This window comes from Opitutus sp. GAS368 (assembly GCF_900104925.1).
Classification (GTDB): Bacteria; Verrucomicrobiota; Verrucomicrobiia; order Opitutales; family Opitutaceae; genus Lacunisphaera.
Genome location: NZ_LT629735.1, coordinates 1,861,428 through 1,881,588, shown reverse-complemented (window position 1 = coordinate 1,881,588; position 20,161 = coordinate 1,861,428). Strand labels below are relative to the sequence as shown.

Annotated in this window: 9 protein-coding genes; 5 read left to right on the top strand and 4 right to left on the bottom strand. The window is 68.1% G+C overall.

What is annotated here, in order from left to right; translation table 11 throughout:
- Positions 1-102 precede the first annotated feature (102 nt).
- The 4 genes from glpK (at position 103) to BLU29_RS08020 (ending at position 9,349) form a co-directional block, all read left to right on the top strand.
- Entirely contained in the window at positions 103-1,590 is a 1,488-nt protein-coding gene (gene glpK / locus BLU29_RS08035; protein WP_091056528.1) for a glycerol kinase GlpK, read from the top strand.
- A 126-nt stretch (positions 1,591-1,716) separates the two neighbouring features.
- Entirely contained in the window at positions 1,717-6,750 is a 5,034-nt protein-coding gene (locus tag BLU29_RS18735) for a LysM peptidoglycan-binding domain-containing protein (protein ID WP_091056526.1), read from the top strand.
- 153 nt (positions 6,751-6,903) lie between these two features.
- The gene (locus tag BLU29_RS08025; RefSeq protein ID WP_091056524.1) at positions 6,904-7,779 is read left to right on the top strand and encodes an NAD(P)-dependent oxidoreductase; all 876 of its coding nucleotides are present in this window, start codon (positions 6,904-6,906) and stop codon (positions 7,777-7,779) included.
- A gap of 145 nt (positions 7,780-7,924) precedes the next feature.
- Entirely contained in the window at positions 7,925-9,349 is a 1,425-nt protein-coding gene (locus tag BLU29_RS08020) for an alpha-L-fucosidase (RefSeq protein WP_091056523.1), read from the top strand.
- 58 nt (positions 9,350-9,407) lie between these two features.
- Here the strand turns inward: BLU29_RS08020 and BLU29_RS08015 are convergent, their stop codons facing one another.
- The 3 genes from BLU29_RS08015 to BLU29_RS08005 all read right to left on the bottom strand — a co-directional run bounded on the left by BLU29_RS08015 (position 9,408) and on the right by BLU29_RS08005 (position 14,253).
- Entirely contained in the window at positions 9,408-11,114 is a 1,707-nt protein-coding gene (locus tag BLU29_RS08015) for a glycosyl hydrolase family 28-related protein (RefSeq protein ID WP_091056521.1), read from the bottom strand.
- 18 nt (positions 11,115-11,132) lie between these two features.
- Positions 11,133-13,100, bottom strand: coding sequence for an NPCBM/NEW2 domain-containing protein (locus BLU29_RS08010; RefSeq protein ID WP_091056520.1), 1,968 nt, complete (start codon positions 13,098-13,100; stop codon positions 11,133-11,135).
- Positions 13,101-13,218: 118 nt separating this feature from the next.
- Positions 13,219-14,253 carry a LacI family DNA-binding transcriptional regulator gene (locus tag BLU29_RS08005; protein WP_091056518.1) on the bottom strand — a complete coding sequence of 345 codons (1,035 nt, stop codon included), beginning with the start codon at positions 14,251-14,253 and terminating at the stop codon, positions 13,219-13,221.
- Positions 14,254-14,372: 119 nt separating this feature from the next.
- Here BLU29_RS08005 and BLU29_RS08000 point away from each other — a divergent pair, with 119 nt between their 5' ends.
- Positions 14,373-16,748, top strand: a complete 2,376-nt coding sequence (locus tag BLU29_RS08000) for a TonB-dependent receptor (protein WP_091056516.1) — start codon at positions 14,373-14,375, stop codon at positions 16,746-16,748.
- Between the two features lie 268 nt (positions 16,749-17,016).
- Here BLU29_RS08000 and BLU29_RS07995 read toward each other — a convergent pair whose 3' ends face one another.
- Positions 17,017-20,010 (bottom strand): TonB-dependent receptor, encoded by a 2,994-nt coding sequence (locus tag BLU29_RS07995; RefSeq protein WP_091056515.1) that lies wholly within the window; start codon positions 20,008-20,010, stop codon positions 17,017-17,019.
- Between the last annotated feature and the right edge of the window lie 151 nt (positions 20,011-20,161).

Genomic DNA, 20,161 nt, shown 5'->3' with positions numbered 1-20,161 from the left:
GCCCTGTGCGCGGCGCCCGGCTCCCCGGGCGCCGTTCTTTTTTCCGCGGGCGGCTTGCAACCACGGCCCGGGCCGCAACACTCGGGCTCCCACCCGCCCCGCATGAGTCGCTTCGTCCTCGCGCTCGACCAAGGCACCACTTCGTCCCGGGCCATCGTCTTCGACCGGCATGGCCGGGCCGCAGCGGTGGCCCAACAGGAGTTCCCGCAGCACTACCCCCACCCCGGCTGGGTGGAGCACGATCCGCTCGACCTTTGGGAAAGCACGCGCCGCACCGCCCTCGGCGCCGTGGCCGAGGCCAACCTCACGGCCCGCGACCTCGCCGCCGTCGGCCTCACCAACCAGCGCGAAACCACGCTGCTGTGGGACCGCCGCACCGGCCGGCCGCTCCACCGGGCCATCGTCTGGCAGGACCGCCGCACGGCCGACCTGTGCGCCAAGCTGAAGCGACGCGGGCTCGAACCGTTTTTCCGGAAAAAGACCGGCCTGCTGCTCGATCCGTATTTCAGCGGCACAAAGCTCGCGTGGCTGCTCGACCGCGTGCCCGGGGCCCGCCGCCGCGCCGAAAGGGGCGAACTTGCCTTCGGCACGGTCGACACCTGGCTGCTGTGGCAGCTGACCGGCGGCCGCGTCCACGCGACCGACGTCTCCAACGCCTCCCGCACCCTGCTGCTCGACCTCCGCACCGGCGACTGGGACGACGCGCTGCTGCGCGCGCTCCGCATTCCCCGCGAGGTGCTGCCGGAAGTGCGTGCCAGCAGCGGGATCTTCGGCGAAATTTCCGCGGTGCCGGCCCTGAACGGCATTCCCATCAGCGGCGTCGCCGGCGACCAGCAGGCCGCGCTGTTCGGCCAGGCGTGCTGGCGGCCCGGCATGGCGAAGAACACCTACGGCACCGGCTGCTTCCTCCTCCTGCACACGGGCCGCCAGCCGGTCGCCTCGAAAAACCATCTCCTCACCACCATCGCGTGGAAGATCGACGGCCGGCTCGAATACGCCCTCGAGGGCTCCGTCTTCATCGGCGGCGCCGTGGTGCAGTGGCTGCGCGACGGCCTCGGGCTCATCGCCAAGTCGGTCGATGTCGAAAAACTGGCGGCCAGGGTCACCGACAACGGCGGGATTTATCTCGTGCCGGCCTTCGCCGGCCTCGGCGCCCCGCATTGGGACGCCGCGGCGCGGGGGATCATCACCGGCCTGACCCGCGGCAGCAACGCCGGCCACCTCGCCCGCGCCGCGCTCGAAAGCATCGCCTACCAGAGCGCCGACCTGCTCCGCGCCATGGAAGCCGACGCCGGCCGGAAGCTGCGCGAACTGCGCGTGGACGGCGGCGCGGTCGGCAACAACGCGCTCATGCAGTTTCAGGCGGACCTCCTGCGCGTGCCGGTCGTCCGCCCGCGCACGGCTGAAACCACCGCGCTCGGCGCGGCCTATCTGGCCGGGCTTGCGGTCGGCTTCTGGAAGAACCGCGAGGAAATCGCCGCGCTCTGGTCGGCGGACCACACCTTCCGGCCGCGGGCCCCGGCCGCCACCACGCGCCGCCTGCTGGCCGAGTGGCATGGCGCCGTCGCGCGCGCCAAAACCTCTCCATAATCTGCCCCACCGGCTGCCGGGTAAAGCCCGGGTTAACCAGCTATTTTTTTACCAGACGGCCTCGGGCGGGCTTGCAGCCGGGCCCCCACCCGGGCAAATGTATCCGCCCACACACCAGCTTGCCGCATGAAAATTTTCCGTTCGCTTGCCGCCGTTTTGTTCGTGTTCGCGCTCGGCCTCGCCGCCCATGCGCAGGAAAGCAGCGAGGTCACCGGTCTCCGCGCCAAGGCCGTCAAGGGCAACGGCATCGCCCAATATAATCTCGGCCTGGCCTACGCGCAGGGCCGCGGCATTGCCGCTGATCAGGTCGAAGCCTTCGTCTGGCTGTCCCTCGCCCGCGAAAACGGCGCCCGGGGTCGCGCGCTCGACACCGTCATCGGTTCGCTCGACAAGGCCACGATCGAGCTGGCCACCCAGCGTCTCGCCGAACGCAAGACCGCCCTCGGCGTCCACGCGCCCGCCGCGACGGCCGTCCGCGCCGAAGTCCCGGTCGAGGCGCCCGCGGTCGTCGCCCCGCCCGCCCCGGGTGCCGCGATCGAAACCCGCGGCCCATCCGCCCCGGCGGTTCCCGCCGGCGAGGATTCTGCCAGCGCCACCCTGAAGGCCGAACGCGACGCCCTGGCTGTCCGCGTCAACAATCTCTCCGGCGACCTCGCCGAGCTCCGCGGTGAGCGCGATCGCCTGACCAAGCTGGCCGCGGACAACGAAAAGGCCGCCCGCACGGCCGAAACGCGCCTGGCCGAGCTGGCCCGCGCCACCGAAGCCACGAAGGCGGAGCTCGCGCAGACCCGCCAGGCCCTCGCCGCCAAGCCGCCGGCGCCCAAGCCCGTCGTCGACACGGCCGCGCTGGACGCAAAATCCCGCGAACTCCAGGCCGCGCAGGCCGAGCTCGAAGCGGCCAAGAATTTCGGCCGCCAAGTCGAGGACACCCTCAACAAGGTCAACGATGACCGGGCCCGCGTCGCCGCGAGTGCCGCCGCGGAGCTGGAGGCCGCCAGGAATTTCGGCCACCAGGTCGAGGACACCCTCAACAAGGTCAACGACCAGAAAACCGCGCTGGAGGCCCAGCTGGCCGCCGCGAAGCAGGAACTCGCCGCCAAGCCCGCCGCCCCGGCGTATCCGGACCTCACGGGCAAGGTCGCCGAACTCGAGACCGCACTCGCCGCCGCACGCAACGCCGCGCCGAAATACCCCGATCTCCGCGCCCGCGTCACGGAACTCGAAGCCCAGTTTGCCTCGCAGTCCGCGGAAGCCGGCCGTACCAAGCAGGAAATGGCGGCCCTCGCCAAGGCAAAGGATGACGCGCAGGCCGCGGCCACCGCTCGCGAACAGGAACTGGCCCGCGCCAACACCAAGCTGGCCGGCGACGAGTCTGCTTTCGCGGCCGTCAATCGGGAGCTCGCCGCCGCCAAGTCCGCCCTCGCGGCCAAACCCACGGCGCCCGCCTATCCCGATCTTTCCGGCCGCGTCAGTGAGTTGGAAGCCCAGCTCACCAAGGCCAAGCAGCCCGTCGCCCCGGCCTACCCCGACCTGCGCGCCAATGTGGCTGCGCTGGAGGAACAGCTCGCGGTCGCGAAACAATCCTTGGCGGCCAAGCCCGCCTACCCGGACCTGCGCAGCCAGGTCGGGGAATTGGAGACGAAACTCGCGGCCGCGAACTCCGCAGCCAGCGGCGCCCAACAGCAGATTGCCGCGCTGGCCCAGGCGAAAGCGAACGCCGAGCAAGCCTTGGCCGCCAAACCCGCGGCGCCCGCCTATCCCGATCTCTCGGGTCGCGTCCGCGAACTCGAGGCTGCGCTCACCACTGCGCGCAACGCGACCCCGGCCTATCCCAATCTTTCCGGCAAGGTCGCCGAGCTCGAGGCCACCCTCGCGCAGACCAGCGCAGCCCTCGCAGCCAAGCCGGCTGCGCCGAGCTATCCCGATCTCTCGGGTCGCGTCCGCGAGCTTGAGACCGCGCTCACCGTCGCCCGCAACGCCGCCCCCGCCTACCCGAATCTTTCCGGCCGGGTCGCCGAGCTGGAGTCGAATCTTTCCGCCACATCCGCCGAGGCCAGCCGCGCCAGGCAGGAAGTGGCCGCCCTGACCAAGGTGAAGGATGACGCGACCTCGGCGAAAGCGGAGGCCCTGGCCCAGGTCGCCACGCTGACCCAGGCCAGGCAGAACGCCGAGCAGGCTCTCGCGGCCAAACCCGCCGCTCCCGCCTATCCGGACCTGTCGGGCCGCGTCAGCGAACTGGAAAAGGCGCTCGCCGACTCCAGCCGCCAGCTGGTCGCCGCCCAGAGCGCCAAGGCCGCTCCCGCCTACCCCGATCTTTCCGGCCGCGTCACTGAACTGGAAGGCGCCGTGGCCACGGCCCTGCAGAAATTCGGTGCGGCCGATCAGGCCCGCACGGAGCTCGCGCGGCAATTTGACGACTACAAGAGCGCCACGGCCACGGCCGCCCGCGAGCGGACCACGCTCCAATCGAACCTGAAGATGCTGGAGTCGGACAAGGTTGCGCTCCGCCGCCAGGTGGACGCCGCCACGGCCGAATCGAACCAGCTGCGCACGCAGGTGGCCACGCTGAAAGCCCAAACCGTCGGCATCAAGCCGGCCGCGCCCGCTTACCCCGATCTGTCTGGCAAGGTCGCCGAGCTCCAGGCCGCGCTCGCCGCCAAGCCCGCCGCCCCAAGCTATCCCGATCTGTCCGGTCGCGTCAGCGAACTGGAAGCCGCACTCACGACCGCCCGCAACGCCGCCCCCGCCTACCCGAACCTCAGCGACAAGGTCTCCGAGCTGGAGACCAAGCTCGCCGCCTCGGCCGCCGCCGCCAGCCAGCAAATCGCCACGCTCACCCAGGCGAAGGACGCCGCGGAGAAATCCGCCGCTACCAAGTCCGTCGCGCCGGTCTATCCTGATCTGCGCGACCGCGTCGCCAGCTTGGAATCCGATCTGGCGGCCTCCCGGAAAGCGCTCGCCGCCAAACCCGCCGCCCCGAGCTATCCCGACCTCTCCGGTCGTGTGACCGAGCTGGAAGCCGCGCTCACCACCGCCCGCAACGCCAAGCCGGCTTACCCCAACCTCACCACGCGCGTGGCCGAGCTCGAAACCCAGCTGGCCGCCAAGCCCGCCGCGCCGAGCTATCCCGATCTTTCGGGCCGCGTGAACGAGCTCGAGGCTGCGCTCACCGCGGCGCGCAACGCCGCCCCGGCCTATCCCAATCTCTCGGGCAAGGTCGCCGAACTCGAAGCTTCCCTTGCCCAAACCAACGCCGCGCTCGCCGCCAAGCCGGCCGCGCCGAGTTATCCCGACCTCTCCGGTCGCGTGACCGAGCTTGAGGCCGCACTCACCACGGCGCGCAACGCCGCCCCGGCCTACCCGAACCTCAGCGACAAGGTCTCCGAGTTGGAAACCAAGCTCGCCGCCTCGGCCGCCGCCGCCGGCCAGGCCGGCCAGCAAATCGCCGCACTCACCCAGGCGAAGGACGCCGCGGAGAAGTCCGCCGCCGCCCTGTCCTCCGAAGCCACCAGCGCCAAACAGCAAGTTGCCGCGCTGACCAAAGCGAAGGCGGACAAGCCCGCCGCCCCGGCGTATCCCGATCTTTCCGGCAAGGTCGCCGACCTCACCGGCGAGGTCACCCAGCTCCGCGCCGACCGCGAGCGCATGCAGAAAATGCTCGCCGATTCCGGTCGCCAGCTGGCGGAGGCCACCGCCGCCACCCGCACCCGTCCCGTCGCCCCGCCGGGCTACGCGGACCGCATGCGCGCACTCGAGACCACCCTCGCCGCGACCAAGCAACAGCTGGCCGCCGCGCAGAGCACCCCGGCCTACCCCGACCTCTCGGGCAAGGTCACCGAGCTGGAAACCAAGCTCGCCACCGCGGAGAAATCCGCCGCCGAAAAGTCCGCCGCTCCGGCCTACCCTGATCTTTCCGGCAAGGTCGCCGAACTCACCAGCGAGGTCAGCCAGCTGCGCATCGATCGCGAGCGCATGCAACAGGTGATTGCCACGGCCGGCCGCCAGATGCGCGACACCACGGCGGACAGCACCCGCATCAAAGACCTCGAAACGCAGCTGGCCGCCCTGGCGTCCGAAGCTTCCCGTGCGAAGCAGGAGATCGCCTCGCTCACCGCGGCGAAGGATGCCGCCCAGACGCAGGCCGGCGGCATCGTCAGCGAGCGCGACGCCGCGCGCACCGCCCAGAATGAGCTCCGCAACACCGTCGCCCGGTTGGAGCAGGAGAAAGCCCAGCTCGCGGCCGCCAAGCCCCTCCAAGCGGGCGCCCCCGCCTATCCCGATCTGACCAACCGGGTGCGTGAATTGGAAACCCAACTCACCCGCGCCAACGCCGAATTATCCGCCGCAGGCCCGGCGAAGGCGGACCTCTCGGGTCGCGTCAGCGAACTGGAGGCCCAGCTCGCCCAAGCGAAGGCCGCCCCCCGCGACCGCCCCGCTCCCGCCTATCCCGATCTCTCCGGCCGCGTCCGCGAGCTCGAGACCGCCTTGGCGCAGTCACGGCAGCAACTCGCGACCGCCCAAGCCACCCCGGCGCCCGCTCCGGCCGCCGCCGGCGATACCGGCGATCTGGCCAAAAAACTTGCCGACACGGAAGACCGGCTCGCCACCTCCTTGCGTGGTTACGCCGCCCTGCAGCGCGAGCGCGACGCCCTGGCGGATAGCGCCGGCAAGTCCACCGCTGCCGTCACCGCGGAGCGCGATTCGCTCGCCACCCAGGTCGCCAGCCTCAACGGCCAGGTCGAGCAGCTGCGCACCGCCGCCCAGAACAGCTCGGGCAGCACGCAGGTCGAGCTGAACCGGCTCAACGAGTCGGTCGCCGCCCTCCAGCGCACGTCGACCCAGTCCTCCCGCGATCTCGCCGCCGCCCGTGCCCTTGCGCAGCAGCTGCAGGGCGCCAACTCCGTGCTCGCCGGCGAAAACTACCAGCTGAAGACGATGCTCTCCCGGACCACCGGTAGCCCGACAACGGCCCCGGTCGCGACTCCAGTCTCCGTCCCCGGCGTTCGCACCCACGTGGTGGCCTCGGGTGACTCGCTCTCGCGCATCAGCCAGCGTTATTACGGCACCGCCAACCGCTGGCAGGAGATCTACAACGCCAACGCGACCCTGCTCGGGCCCAACGGCATCCTGAAGGTCGGCACGGAGCTGCGCATCCCGTAGGGCTTGGGCAAGGTGGAGCGGCTTGTCCCCAAGACGTGCTCAGCGCGTTGAGGGCAACGCGCTCCACCTTGAGTTCCGCGCGCCCAGGCCCAGCACCGGCGGCGAGCCCGTTTTGGTATCGCCTCGTGCCGACCGGCGTGTTGCGTTCGGCGCATGTCCTCGCATTCGATCGCGTTCATCGGCACCGGCGTCATGGGCCGCAGCATGGCGGGCCACCTGCTCAAGGCCGGCCACACGCTGCACGTCTTCAACCGCACCAAGGCCAAGGCGGAGGCGCTGCTGGCCGCCGGCGCGCACTGGCACGACACCGCCGGGGCCGCGGCGGCGCAGGCGGACTTCGTGTTCACCATCGTGGGCTTTCCGGCCGACGTGGAAGCGACCTACTTCGGGCCCGGCGGCGTGCTCGCCACCGCCCGACGTGGCGCGGTCCTCGTGGACATGACGACCTCCAGCCCGTTGCTGGCCCGGCGGATTGCCGAGGCCGCGACGGCGAAGGGCCTGGCGGCGCTCGATGCCCCGGTTTCCGGCGGGGATGTCGGCGCCCGCGAGGCGCGGCTCGTCATCATGGTGGGGGGCGACGCGGCGGCCTTCGCGCGGACCAAACCCCTGTTCGAGGTCATGGGCAAGAACATCGTCCTTCAAGGCGGCCCCGGCGCGGGCCAGCATTGCAAGATGGCCAACCAGATCTCCATCGCCTCGATCATGATGTCGTGGTGCGAGGCGCTGACCTACGCGCAAAAGGCCGGACTCGACCCGGCCCGCGTCATCGAGAGCATCGGCGGCGGCGCGGCGGCCAGCTGGTCGCTCAACAACCTCGCGCCACGTGCGCTGAAGGGCGACTTCGCGCCCGGTTTCTACGTGAAGCATTTCCTGAAGGACATGCGCATCGCGCTGGAATCAGCCGAGGCGATGAAGCTCGATCTGCCGGGCCTGAAGCAGGCGAAGAAGCTCTACGACGAGGTTGCGGCCCGCGGCTGGGAGGAGAGCGGCACCCAGGCGCTGCTCAAATTGTATCAGGCTCAGGGTTGAACAGGTAGGGCGAGTCGTCCCGACGAGCCGCGGCTCATCCGGAGGATTCGCCCTACCCGAGTTCCCGCCGTTGACTTAACGGTATAGACAGCGGGTAAATTGCCGGCGGACCGAACCGCTGGTGTCGTGGCATTCTCCTACCCCGATGAAGACCAAATCCCTGCCCCTGTTCGCCGTCTGCACGGCCCTTCTGTCCGGCGCGCTCGCGCCGCTGCGTGCCGCCGATCCGGCGCCCGCCGCCGATTCCGAGAGCCCGGCCGTGAAGGAAAAGCGCCTGGAGTGGTTCCGCCACGACAAGTTCGGCCTCTTCATCCACTGGGGCCTCTACGCCATCCCCGCCGGCTACTGGAAGGGCCAGCGCTCGCCCGGCATCGGCGAGTGGGTCATGAACCGGATGAAGATCCCCGCCGCCGAATACGCGCAGCTCGCGACGCAGTTCAACCCGGTGAAATTCGACGCCGAGGCCTGGGCCCAGTTCGCCGAGGACGCCGGCATGAAATACGTCGTCATCACCTCGAAACACCACGACGGCTTCGCGCTCTTCCGGTCCGCCGCCAGCCCCTACAACGTCTACGACGCCACGCCGTTCCACCGCGACGTCATCAAGGAGCTCGCCGCGGCCTGCGCCCGGCACGGACTGCGCTTCGGCGTCTACTACTCGCAGTCGCAGGACTGGCACGAGCCCGGCGGCACGGGCAACAGCTGGGATTTCCCGAGCAACGAGGAGAAGGACAAGAGCGGCGCCTACGACAAATATCTCCACGAGAAGGTCGAGCCGCAGCTGCGCGAGCTGCTCACGAACTACGGCCCGCTCTGCCTCATCTGGTTCGACACGCCGCAAATGATGACCGGCGACCGGCCCAAGCGCCTGACCGACATCGTGCGCTCGCTCCAGCCGGCCACGCTGATCGACGGCCGGCTCGGCAAGGTGGGTGATTATCGCAGTACCGGGGACAATGTCATCCCGGCGAAAGCTTCCGACGACGCCTGGGAGGTGCCCGCCACGCTCAACCACACCTGGGGCTTCCGCAGCGACGACCACAACTGGAAGTCGCCCGGCGAACTCGTCTTCAAGCTCGTGGACATCGTCAGCAAGGGCGGCAACTACCTGCTCAACGTCGGTCCGCAGGCGGACGGCGTCATCCCGCAGACCAGCCAGGATAATCTCCGGGAGGTGGGAAAATGGCTGAAGGCGAACGGCGACGCCATTTACGGCACCACCCATTCGCCCTTTGGTGAGGAATTCGGCGACAACGCCACCAACCTGAAGGATCGCGAGGGCAAGCCGGTCTTCCTCGCCTTCGCCGACTGGCGCTGCACCGCCAAGCCCGGCAAGCTCTACTTCACGCTCTTCCACGTCGAGCGAGCGGGCCTCGACGGCTACTTCGCCCTGCCGGACTTCAAGAACAAGATCACCGCGGTCTACCAGCTCGACGATGCGAAGCGCACGCCGTTCGAGGTCCAGACCGCAAAGGACGGCCGCCGCTTCATCAACCCGCCGCGCTGGGTTAACGACTCCCTCGGCACGGTCTTCGTGGTCGAATACGAGGGCGCGAAAGTCGAGCGATGAGTAGGGGCCGCCGCTTGCCGGCGCCCGCGGGCGGCGTCAAGCGCCGCCCCTACAAAAATCACTCGATTGTCTTGCTCTCCAGGCCCGGGCAGTCGCGGGTCGTGATGCCGTGGGCGTTGCGGAGGTTGCACGTGGGAACGTCCGCGACCTTCGGCCATGTCACGCTGTCGAACAGCACGCCGGTGGCGTCGTCCAGCATCGCGGCCGGGCGCAGGTCCTCCTTTGCCGTGCGGAGCTCGACCCTCGTGAGGGTCAGGTTCTTCACGTGCCGGGCGAACAGGCCCCAGCTGGGCATGATCCCAAGACGGCCAGGCTCGGGATAGCGGGCCGCCTCATACTTGGGCACCTCGCGGGCCGCCTGCTCCTTCGTGCCGCCGCCGACGAAGTCGATGAAGATGTTGCTCAGCACGACGTCCTCGACCGGGTGGCCTTCCTCGCCGGCGATGAGGATGCCGCTCTCGGCGGCGACGTTGTGCGCGACGATGTTGTCGATCTTGATGCGGCGCGCCGTGCCCACCTCGATCGGCGCCGGGCCGCGCAGGCGCTCGCCGAGGCGGAGGTAGATCGGCGCGTTGTTGATGTCGCGCATCGTGATGTTCGTGATCGTGATGTCCTCCATCAGCCCGCCGTCCACTTCCTCCAGGGCGAGGCCGCGGCAGGATTCGAAGACGCAGTTCGAGATCGTGAGATTGCGGAAGCCGCCATTGGCTTCGGTGCCGAGCTTGATGCGGCCGGTGCCCTTGCCCTTCATCTCCTTGTTCTGGCGCGTGCCGTCGAGCAGCGTGCCCTCGTCGAAGCCGCTGACCTGGCAGTTGGTGATGGTGACGTTCTCGGTCGGCATGACCCGGCCGAGGCCGAAGGAGGCCTTCGGACAGATGCCGTCGTCGTAGGGCGAGTTGACGGTGCAGTTGGACACCCGGACGTTCTGGCAGCAGTCGAAGTCGATGCCGTCGCGATTGGTGTCGATCTTCAGGCCGTCGCAAGTCCAGTTCTGCACGCCGGTGGCGAGGATGCCAAAGTGGCCGCCGTGGTAGATGATGAAGTCGCGGAAGATGACATTGCGACAGTTCTTCAGCGCGATGGCCTTGTTGCCGACGCCGGCCGGCAGGGTGTCGCGGCCGGGATAGGTGAAGGGGCCGGGTTTTTGCGCGGCGACGGCATCGAGCGCGGCTTTGGGCAGCGGGAAGGCCACGCGGTGGTTGCCCTCGGGCGTGCCGGCTTCGCGGCGCGCGGCACGCTCCTCCGGCAGGTAATCGCGGCGCCCGCCGCCCCGGCTCAGGCCGCGGCCGAAAATGCGGCCCGGCCCGGTGATGGCGATGTCGGTCAGGTCCTCGCCCCAGATGAGGCTGTTATGCCAGTGCGAGTGGCCGAAGTCCTCGTAGTAGTCGACATTGGGCACCAGGCCGGTGGTCGCCTCCGGAGCGTCGTAGCCGCGGCTCAGGTCGGCCGGCGGCTCGGCGGCGACGATGGTCGCGCCGGCACCGAGGTGGAGCGCGACATGGCTCTTCAGGTGGATGGAGAAGCTGAGGTAGTTGCCCGCGGGAAAGACCACGGTGCCGCCGCCCGCGGCGGCCGCGGCGTCGATGGCCTTGTTGATCGCCGCGGTGTCGAGGGCGACACCGTCGCCGGTGGCGCCGAAGGAGCGCACGTTAAACTGTCCGTCAGAGACGGCGGCGGGAGCCGCCGGTGCCGTCGGCGGAGTCGTGCAACCGGCCGTGAGCAGCAAGGCCGTGGTGAGGGCGAGGAGCAGCTTGGGGTACCGCATGGAGAAAAGGGGGCGGGTTTATCGGGCGGGCCAGACGCGGATCAAGCATGTGCCATGACGCGGCACCCCGGCAACAAATCCGTCGCCTGACAGTATGATATCCTGCTGGCGCCAGAGGTCGCGCGCCCGCGCGGGCTGGGCGAGCCCGAGCTGCGCCCAGGTAACGGAAATTTTCTGCGTTTCCTGCGCGAGGTTGAAGAAGCCGATGGCGCGTGAACCGTCGGCGAGTTCCTTCACATAGACCTGCTTGCGCCCGTCGACGATGAGCTGCCGCGCCGGCCGGCCGAGCTCGTCCTGGTCGATCGCCAGCACCTCGTCGTTCGTGAGCAGGCTGAGGGTGAAGTCGTCCGCCTTCTCGACCGGGCAGCCGATGAGCAGCGGCGCGGACAGGAGGCACCAGAGGGTGATGTGGGTGTATTGCTCGTTGGGCGTCAGGCGCGAGGGACGGATGCTCCTGCCGCTGCCGACATCAACCGGGCCGATGACGAGCATGTCGGGGTCGTTCCAGTGGCCGGGGCCGGCGAACTCGCGCCATTTTTCCTGCTGGGACCAGATGTTGCGGACGTTGCCCCAGGCGTCGCGGATGTCCCCGGTCGTGCGCCAGGAGTTGGCGAGCGCGGCCAGTGCGGCGGCGTTGGCGAAGGGCGCGTTGTTCGACAGGCTGTAGACGATGTCGCGGCCCGAAGCGCGCAGGGCGTCCGCCATTTCCTTGGTCTCGGGCGCCTCGTTGGGATTCCAGTCGTATTTGAGGTAATCGATGCCCCACTCCGCCCATTGCTGCGCATCGACCGCGGCGAACGAGTGGTCGCCGAGATGCCAGGGCTTGATCTTGCGGTTGGGCTGCTTCGGCGACGGCGGCTTGACCCAGTCACCCGCCGGGTTGTCCGCGCTGCCACCGGGATAACCGGCATAACTGGTGATCCACGGCGTGGAATAGATGCCGGCCTTCAGGCCCATGGCGTGGAGCTCGTCGCAGAATTTCTTCAGGTCGGGAAATTTTCCGTTCGCCTGCAGCGCGTGGGCCGGGCCCGGGCGCGCGCCCTGCCAGGTGTCGTCGATGTTGATATAAGACCAGCCGTGCTCGACCAAACCTTGGGCCACGATGGCGCGGGCGGAGGCGAGCACCTTCTCCTGGTCGACCGACACGCCCCAGCAGTTCCAGCTGTTCCAGCCCATTGCCGGCGTAAGCGCGATTTTTTCCCCGACCTCGATGCGCCACGGCTGCGTGTCGGTGCCGTGGGCGTTGGTCGCGCGGAGCGTGACCCGGTGGGTGCCGGGCGCCGCGATCGCGCCGGTGATGCGGCCGGTCGCGGCGTCGAGTGTCAGCCCGGCGGGCAGGTCTTCGGCCGAGAATTTCATCGGCCGCTCGCCGGTCGCGGGGATCTGGTAGAAGAACGGGTGGCCGGGCCGCACGCCGAACACCCGCGCGCCGTTGAGGCGCGGCGCGGCCGGGGCCTTCGGGGTGAGAATGACATATTCCTCGGCGATGGCCGGCGGAAAGACCGATTTTGGCTTGTCCCCCTCGACGGTGAATTGCGCGTCGGCCCAGTCGGCCAGCGCCTGGGTATAGTTGTTGCCAAGGTCGCGGCAGATGAGGACGAGCGTCTTCTTGCCGCGCACGTCGAGATCGATGGCGGCGGCGGCCTCGCCCTTCTTCATTTCCTGCTGCCAGGCCGTCTGGCCGTCGACCTGCACCTCGAGGTGGACCGGCAGCGCCGACTCGGTGGCGTCGTCCACCCCGGCGAACGCCGTGAAACGCGTGGCGCCGTTCAGCTCGACGGCCGTGCGGTTGTCGGCCTGCGTGCCGAGCCCCTTGGGGTAGGCCCGGCCGGCGATGACCAGCGGCGAGTTTTTCGCGCTTTGGTCGGGCACCGGGCGCGCGTGCTCGTAGTCGGCGTCGCGGATGTTGACGACGGCGGCCAGCGGCACGGTCTCGGCGGAAAGCCGCGCCATCGCCAGGAGGAGGAGCAGGAAGGACCGCTTCATGGGAGTCTAGACGCTGGGAAGGGGTGAACCGGGTAATGGGATGAATCCAGCCGAACCCGGGAACCTACACGTTTGGGCGGGCGGGCGGCGGAGCTTAAGCGCGGCGAAGCTTGTATGCTTAAACCGCCTGCAGGCTCCGGCCGGGGTTCCAGATGCCCTCGACCATGACGGTGTGCGCCTGGGTGGGCAGCCCGCGCTCATTGCGCTCAAGCATGCTGATGAGCGTGTCCATCCCCGTTGCGCCGATAAGCGCGCCGTTCTGCCAGATACCACTCAAGGCGTGCCCCTGTTTCGGACAGGCCAGCGAGGCCAGGCCGACGTCGCCGGGCACGCGCCAGCCGAGACGCTTGAGGTGAGGCTGCAGCACATCGGCGGAGGGCGAGACGATGACGTCGGGCTGTTCGCGCTTGAGCCACGCGGCCATCGGGTCGAGCTGGTCCCAGTTCTCGAGGAGCAGGGAGTGGACGGGCTTGAGCCCCGCGAGCAGTTGGCGGCCGACCCCGATGCCGCCGTCCCACCGGCCGTGAAACCGCTCGAGGTGGCTGTGCAGCGCCACCAAGCCGGGCCGGCGGTAGCCCAGCTTGTGGCACTCGCGCACCACCTGCAGGGAGGAGAAGTAATGGTCATTGCACACCGTGGTGATGGTCAGGGCGGGCAACGGCACGCCCAGGCGGACGGAGGCGAAGTGCTCCCACCGCAGCGCCGGGGTCGGGGCGCCGTAGGCGAGCGGCCCGAGCAGCAGGCCGTGAATGCCCCGGGCATGCAGCATCCCGCTGAAGCGCTCGGGCGACATGCCGTCCTGATGCAGCCAGAATTCCTGGGTGCGGTAACCGCGCAGGGCGGCGCGCTCCACCGCGCCCTCGAGCATCAGGCGCACCGTGGGCGGGGCGGTCTGGCGCCACGCCGCGGGATCGTCGAGGCCGTTGACCAGCGCGATCACGGGCATCTCGCGGTGAGCCCGGCCCTGCCGGCGGATGCGCATCAGCGCCGACACGTAGGGATTGGGGCGGTAGCCGAGGCGCTCGGCCACCGCCTGGATGCGGGTGCGGGTCGCGGGCGGGATACGGGGGTTGTTCGCCAGGCACATCGAGACGGTGGCCTGGGTCACGCCCGCCTGCGCCGCGATCGTCTTCATCGTCACAAGGCTGCTCATGGGGTATTTAACGGTATAAGTATCTGGGCGCTTCTGTCTGCCTTCGCCAAGCTAATAATTATAGCAACCCTGTCGGACCGGGTAAACCCCCGTTCCAGCACCTAACTCCACCCCCCACTATGACCGCATTGAACCGCCGGCCCGCCGGTTTGTTCGCGTGGTGTCTGGCGCTGAGCGCCGTCACTGCGCTCGCCCAGACCACCCCCCCGCCTAAGAAGGAAGAGGTCGTCGAACTTTCCCCCTTTGAGGTCAAATCCCAGGAGAACCGCGGCTACATCGCCGCGGAAACCATGACCGGCACGCGCGTGGCCACCCAGATCAAGGATCTGCCCTACACCGTGAACGTCCTCACCAGCGAGTTCTTCGAGGATTTCGGCATGTTCCAGCTGGACGACACGCTGACCCAGGTCGGCGGCCTCACCGGCCTCGACATCGGCGGCGGCTTCAATCTCCGCGGCTTCAGTTCCACCTCCCAGCTGCGCGACGGCTTCTACCGGCTCGGCCGCTACGGCGAGACGAACGTCGACCGCATCGAGATCATCAAGGGCCCGAACGCCGGCATCTACGGCCGCACCTCGCCTGGCGGCATGGTCAACATGATCTCGAAGGCGCCGAACCCGAAGGATTCCCAGAAGTTCACCCTGCGCTACGGCAGCTTTGACACCAGCCAGGGCACGTTCGAGGCGACGGGCACCGTCGGCTCGCCCCGGACCTACTACATCGTCATCGCCAGCCAGTTCAACCGCGGCGCCGACCAGCCCTGGTTCCACATCCGCGAGAACCAGGGTTTCCTCGCCGTGAAGCATGACTTCGACAACGGCGGCCACCTGCTGGTCTCCGCGGAGTATTTCATGCAATACCGCAACGCCCCGCAGACCTCCGCGCCGATCATCACCGACCAGAAGAACTCCGCGGTCAACACGGTCTTCGAGGTGATCGGCTACGCCAAGAATCTCGCCAAATACAACGCCTTCGGCCCGAACAGTGAACTCAACCGCAGCTCCCAGACCGGCTTCCTCGCCTACGACAAGAAGCTGACCGACGTGTTCAGTATCCGCCTCGGCGGCCAGGTCTTCCAGGCCCGGCGCTGGGACTACAACCAGAACACGGGGTTCGGCGCCATCACCATCAACAGCCTCACGGCGGCCAACAACCTCACCTCGACGCGCGGCGCCACGCCCAACCGCGGCCTGATCTTCGAAAACGGCGGCGGCGTCCAGCTGGACACCGTGGCCCGCTACAACCTGTTCGACGGCGCGGTCGCCAACAAGACCCTCGTGACCATCGACGCCAACGACTACTATCGCTACGATCCCACGCGCAACAGCGGCGCCACCGCCGCCCTGGCGGCCTGGGGTGCGGCCGGCTCGGGCCGCGTGGTTGCCCTCAATCCCGATTACACGCCCACCGCCCCGCTCACCTATTTCTCCTCGAGCCTGGCCGACGGCGGCCAGGGCGCCCTCACCCGTTACACCCGGCGCCGGGCCACCGTCTATGGCGGCCAGTTCCGCCAGGAGTCCCACTGGCTCAAGGACACGCTGCTGACTTATTTCGGGCTGCGCTATGACAACGTGAAGTTCCGGGAGCGGGACTACCTGACCACGATCAACGGCGTCGTGCCGACCCTCGCCACGCCCAACATCGTGAACCGCTCCGTCACCCAGTCGAAGCCCAACATCGGCGCGCTCTACAAGGTGAAGGAAAACTTCCGCGTCTACGCCAACTACAGCGAAAGCTACTTCATCAACCAGACGGACAATCCCATCGACATCGCCAACCCGCTCTACAAGCCCGAGACCGCCAAGGGCTGGGACTACGGCATCAAGGGCTCCCTCTTGGACGACCGTCTGAATTACACCCTCGGCGCCTACAACATCCGCCGCTTCAACGTGCGCGTGACCGACTCGATCGAGAGCCCCGTCGGCTCGGGCAACTTCGTGACCGTCACCCAGCCGGATGGCGACCAGAAGGACACCGGCTGGGAAGCCGACGTCAACTGGACCATCGACCGCGCCTGGTCCACCGGTTTAAGCTACGGCCATGTGCAGGCCATCTACACGAATTTCGGCTCGGCCCGGCCGGAGGCCGTCGGCCGCAAGGTGCAGAACATCTCGCCGGAGAACGGCGGCGTCTACCTCAAGTTCAGCGGCTCCGAGGGCATGTTGAAGGGCTTCTCGGCCAACGTCGGCGTGACCTACGTGTCGGAAACCAACACCGAGGCGCCGGATGCCGGCGACACCGTCGCGATCATCGCCGGCGTGCCCACCGTGACCCGCAGCACCAACCAGTGGAAGCTGACTGTCCCGGCCTTCACGCTCTGGAACGTGGGCCTCACCTACCGGTGGAAGCAAGGCGCGCACGCCGACCACACGCTGCGCCTCAACGTGAACAACGTCTTCGACAAGGATTACCTGAAGGTGAGCAAGAACATCGGCGACCCGCGCGGCATCTACCTGAGCTACACGCTCGGATTCTCCGGCCTGCTCACGCACTGAGCCGCCTTCACCGCACAATTGCCGTCCGCTTGGGACGGCCGCCCGGATCCCCGGGCGCCAGGGGTGTTAGGTCAGAATAAGGAAGCCGGGCCGCAAGGCCCGGCTTCCTTGCGCCCGCCTCTTGTAGGAGCCTGCTTGCAGGCGATCTGGAACATCCGCTTCACCGATCACGCGCCGAATCGCCTGCAAGCCGGCTCCTACAATCGTGCCAAAGAAAGCGGGCCGGCCCGAAGGCCGGCCCGCGGGGGATGAACTCAAACCGATCCGCTCAGAACTCCTTGCGGAGGCTGGCGTAGACGATGCGGCCGTAGTTGTTGGCCGTGCGGGTGTCGTAGCTGTCGTTGAACGCGCCGGCCGCATACGGGGCCAGCTTATCCAGGATGTTGTTCGCTCCCACGGTGAGCGTCAGACCCTGCAGGTAGTGGCTCAGGTTGGCGAATTTGTAGCTGACCTGGGCGTCGAACGTGTCGAACGCGGATATCATCCGGAAACCGCCGACCTTGAGCTGCGTGCTGTCCGCCAGGTAGGCCGCGAACGCCGGATCGGACTTCGGGGTGCCGGCCTGGTAGAAGGCGAGCATCTTGGGCGACAGCACGAAGAGCGGGTCGTCCTGGTAGGAGGCGATGTGGTTGAACGTCAGCATGGCCGTGAGGTCCTTCCAGGCCCAGCGGACGCTGGTGTTGCTCTTCCACTTCGGAATGCTGCCGGGGGAGATCGGGTTGCCCACCGTGCTCACGAACTTGCCGAGATAGCTGACCTTTGGCAGGCCGGGGGCGTTCTGCTGGTCGAACTTCAGGAACTGGTTCGCCTGCGCCACGAACGTGAAGCGGCCCATGTCGGCGGTGTTCCAGACGTAAGTGGCGGTGTATTCCAGACCGGAAACTTCGCGCGAGGCGATGTTCAGGAAGTCGGAGAGCACCGCTCCCTTCGCGGTCACCCCGGGAAATGCGGCCACGAAGCTGCCGGCATTGTTCAACCGGCCGTCGGCCCGCCGGCGGATCTGCGAGGCAAACGGCGCGTTCGGGTTGATCGTCGCCGCGTTGCCGGGGATGAAGCCCGGGCCCTGGCCGGCGGCGTTGGCCGCGAGGATGGCGTTGGCATTGTTGGCGATGATGCCGGACACATCGATCGCGTAATAGTCCACCGTGAGGCTGAAGTTCTTCAGCAGGTTCTTCGGCTGGGCAACCAGCCCGACCGACCAGGCCTTGGATTCGGCGGGTTGGAGCGCGGAGTTGCCGCGGATGACGATGGTCTGCTGCGCGAGCGTCGGAAAGCCGAGCGGATCGGCGATCGTCGGATTGCTCGTGGCCGTCGGGGCAAAGACGGTGGCGGCGGTCGGGGCCAGGAAGCCCTTGCTCCAGCTGCCGCGGATCTTGTAGTCCTCGTGCGGCGAGAACTGGAGATTTACGCTCGGGTTGGTCTTGGTGAAGGTGCGGGAGTCAAACAACCCGGTGGCGGAATTGGTGCCGCGGACCGTCTGATTTTCCCGGCGGGCAAGCGCGCCGACCGAGAGATCGTTGACGAAGGGCAGGTTGTTCTTCTTCGAAAGCAACGGAACCTTGATTTCGGCGAAGACGGAACGGCCCAGATTCTCGGTGTAGTCGTGCGTCGCGAAGGCATTCAGGCCGAGCACCGAGCCGGAGGCATAAAGCGAATCGGCGTCGAAGGTGCTGCTACCCTTGGTGTATTCATAACCGGCGGCCAGGCCGAGCGGGCCGGCCGGAAGTTCGGCCACCGTGCCGGTGACCTTCGCGTTCCAGGTCGTGCCGACCGAATCGGTCAGCTGCCGCGCATGGGTCTCGGCCGCCTTGAGCGCCTTCGCGTTGTCCCAGTTGTAGGTGACGCCGCCGATGGTCGCGCTGCCCGTGGAAAAGGCCAGGGCGAACGGATTGAAATTGCCCAGCTGCACCTGCTGGTCGAGCACCGGCAGGGAGGGCACGCCGGCGTCCAGCTGGCGGAACTGCTGGTTGTCGACGGTGTAGGCGGCCTCCCAGCTCCAGCCGGTGCTGCCGATCTCGCCGCGCAGGCCGACGATGTATTTGAAGTCGTTGAAGACCTGCTCGTTCGTGCGGTTGTTGAGCTCGACCGAGCGGTAGCGGATGAGATCGCCATTGTCGTCGCCGAGCGCGAAGGCCCCCAGCAGCTGGTTGTAAGGGCCCCAGTGGCTGAGGCTGCCGACGGACACGCCGCCGCCGGCGGGCTCGGAATCAAGCGCGAAGGGCGCCGGGGCCAGGCCGTTGAGCGAGCGCAGTTGCGAGTAGAAGAAGTCGCCGAAGAACTCCAACGCCTTGCCCGCGATCTGGTGGTTGATGTCGAAGTAGAGCGAGTTGCGCTTCTGGCCGGGGGCCGAGGGCGAATACTGGCGGAAATTGAACAGCTGGTTCGAGCTGAACGTGTTCTGGTCCATCGTCACGTAATCGGCCGACGAGGTGGGCGTCGCCGTCATGCTGAAGCCGGGCTTCAACACGACGGTGCCCAAGGCCGCGGAAGTGACGTTACCGGCAAAGGTCGGCGAGCCGCCGTTGGTGCCGCCAAAGCGGCGGTTGTCGGCGTTGGCGGAGTTCGGCCGGTCGCCGGCGTAGAGCGTGCGCTTGTTGTAGAAGCTGCCCGTCACGACGATCGAGGTCTTGTCATTGGACACACCGGTGATGAAGGACGCCGTCAGCCGGTCGGCCGTGCCGGGCTTGCGCGTCGCGGCCTCGCCGCCGATGTCCACCGTCAGGCCGGAATAGTGCTTCTTCAGGATGACGTTCACGGCGCCGCCGATGGCGGCGGAACCGTAGATGATGCCCGCACCGTCGCGCAGCACCTCGATCCGCGCGATGGCCTCGATCGGGAGCATGTTGATGTTGGCCTGGCTGCCCGCCGGCCGGCCGTCCAGCAGCACGAGGGTCTGCGCGGCGCCCTGGCCGCGGAGGCTGACGAACGCGGCGCCGCTGCCGCCGTTGGAGTCGTTCTCGTTCGAGTTGGCGCCGCTGCTGACAAAGGACGGCAGGCTGCGCAGGGCCTCGATCGGGGTCATCGCGCCGCTGGCGCGGATGTCGGCTTCGGTGAAGATCGCCACCGGGGCGATCGGCTCGGCCGAGGTCTGGGGAATGAAGGAGCCCGTGACGGTGAATTTTTCGAGCTTCACCGTGTCGCCGGTGCCGGCGCTAGGAGTGGACTGGGCCCAAGCGGCGGAAGCCGCGAACAGCGCCAGGACGGCCGGTGCCAAAAGGCGCGACCCGTCCCGCCGCCAGCAGGAGTTGTTTGGTGTGTTCATGTGTGTCGCGTGGGTTGTCGCAGCCCCGCCCGCCGACACAACGCGACGTCGACCTCCGCGCCGCGGCTCAAGACCAACGCGTCAATTTCCGCCACGACCGTGCTCTGCCGGGTTCCGCGGTGGAACCGGACCGCCGGACCGGTTTGGACCC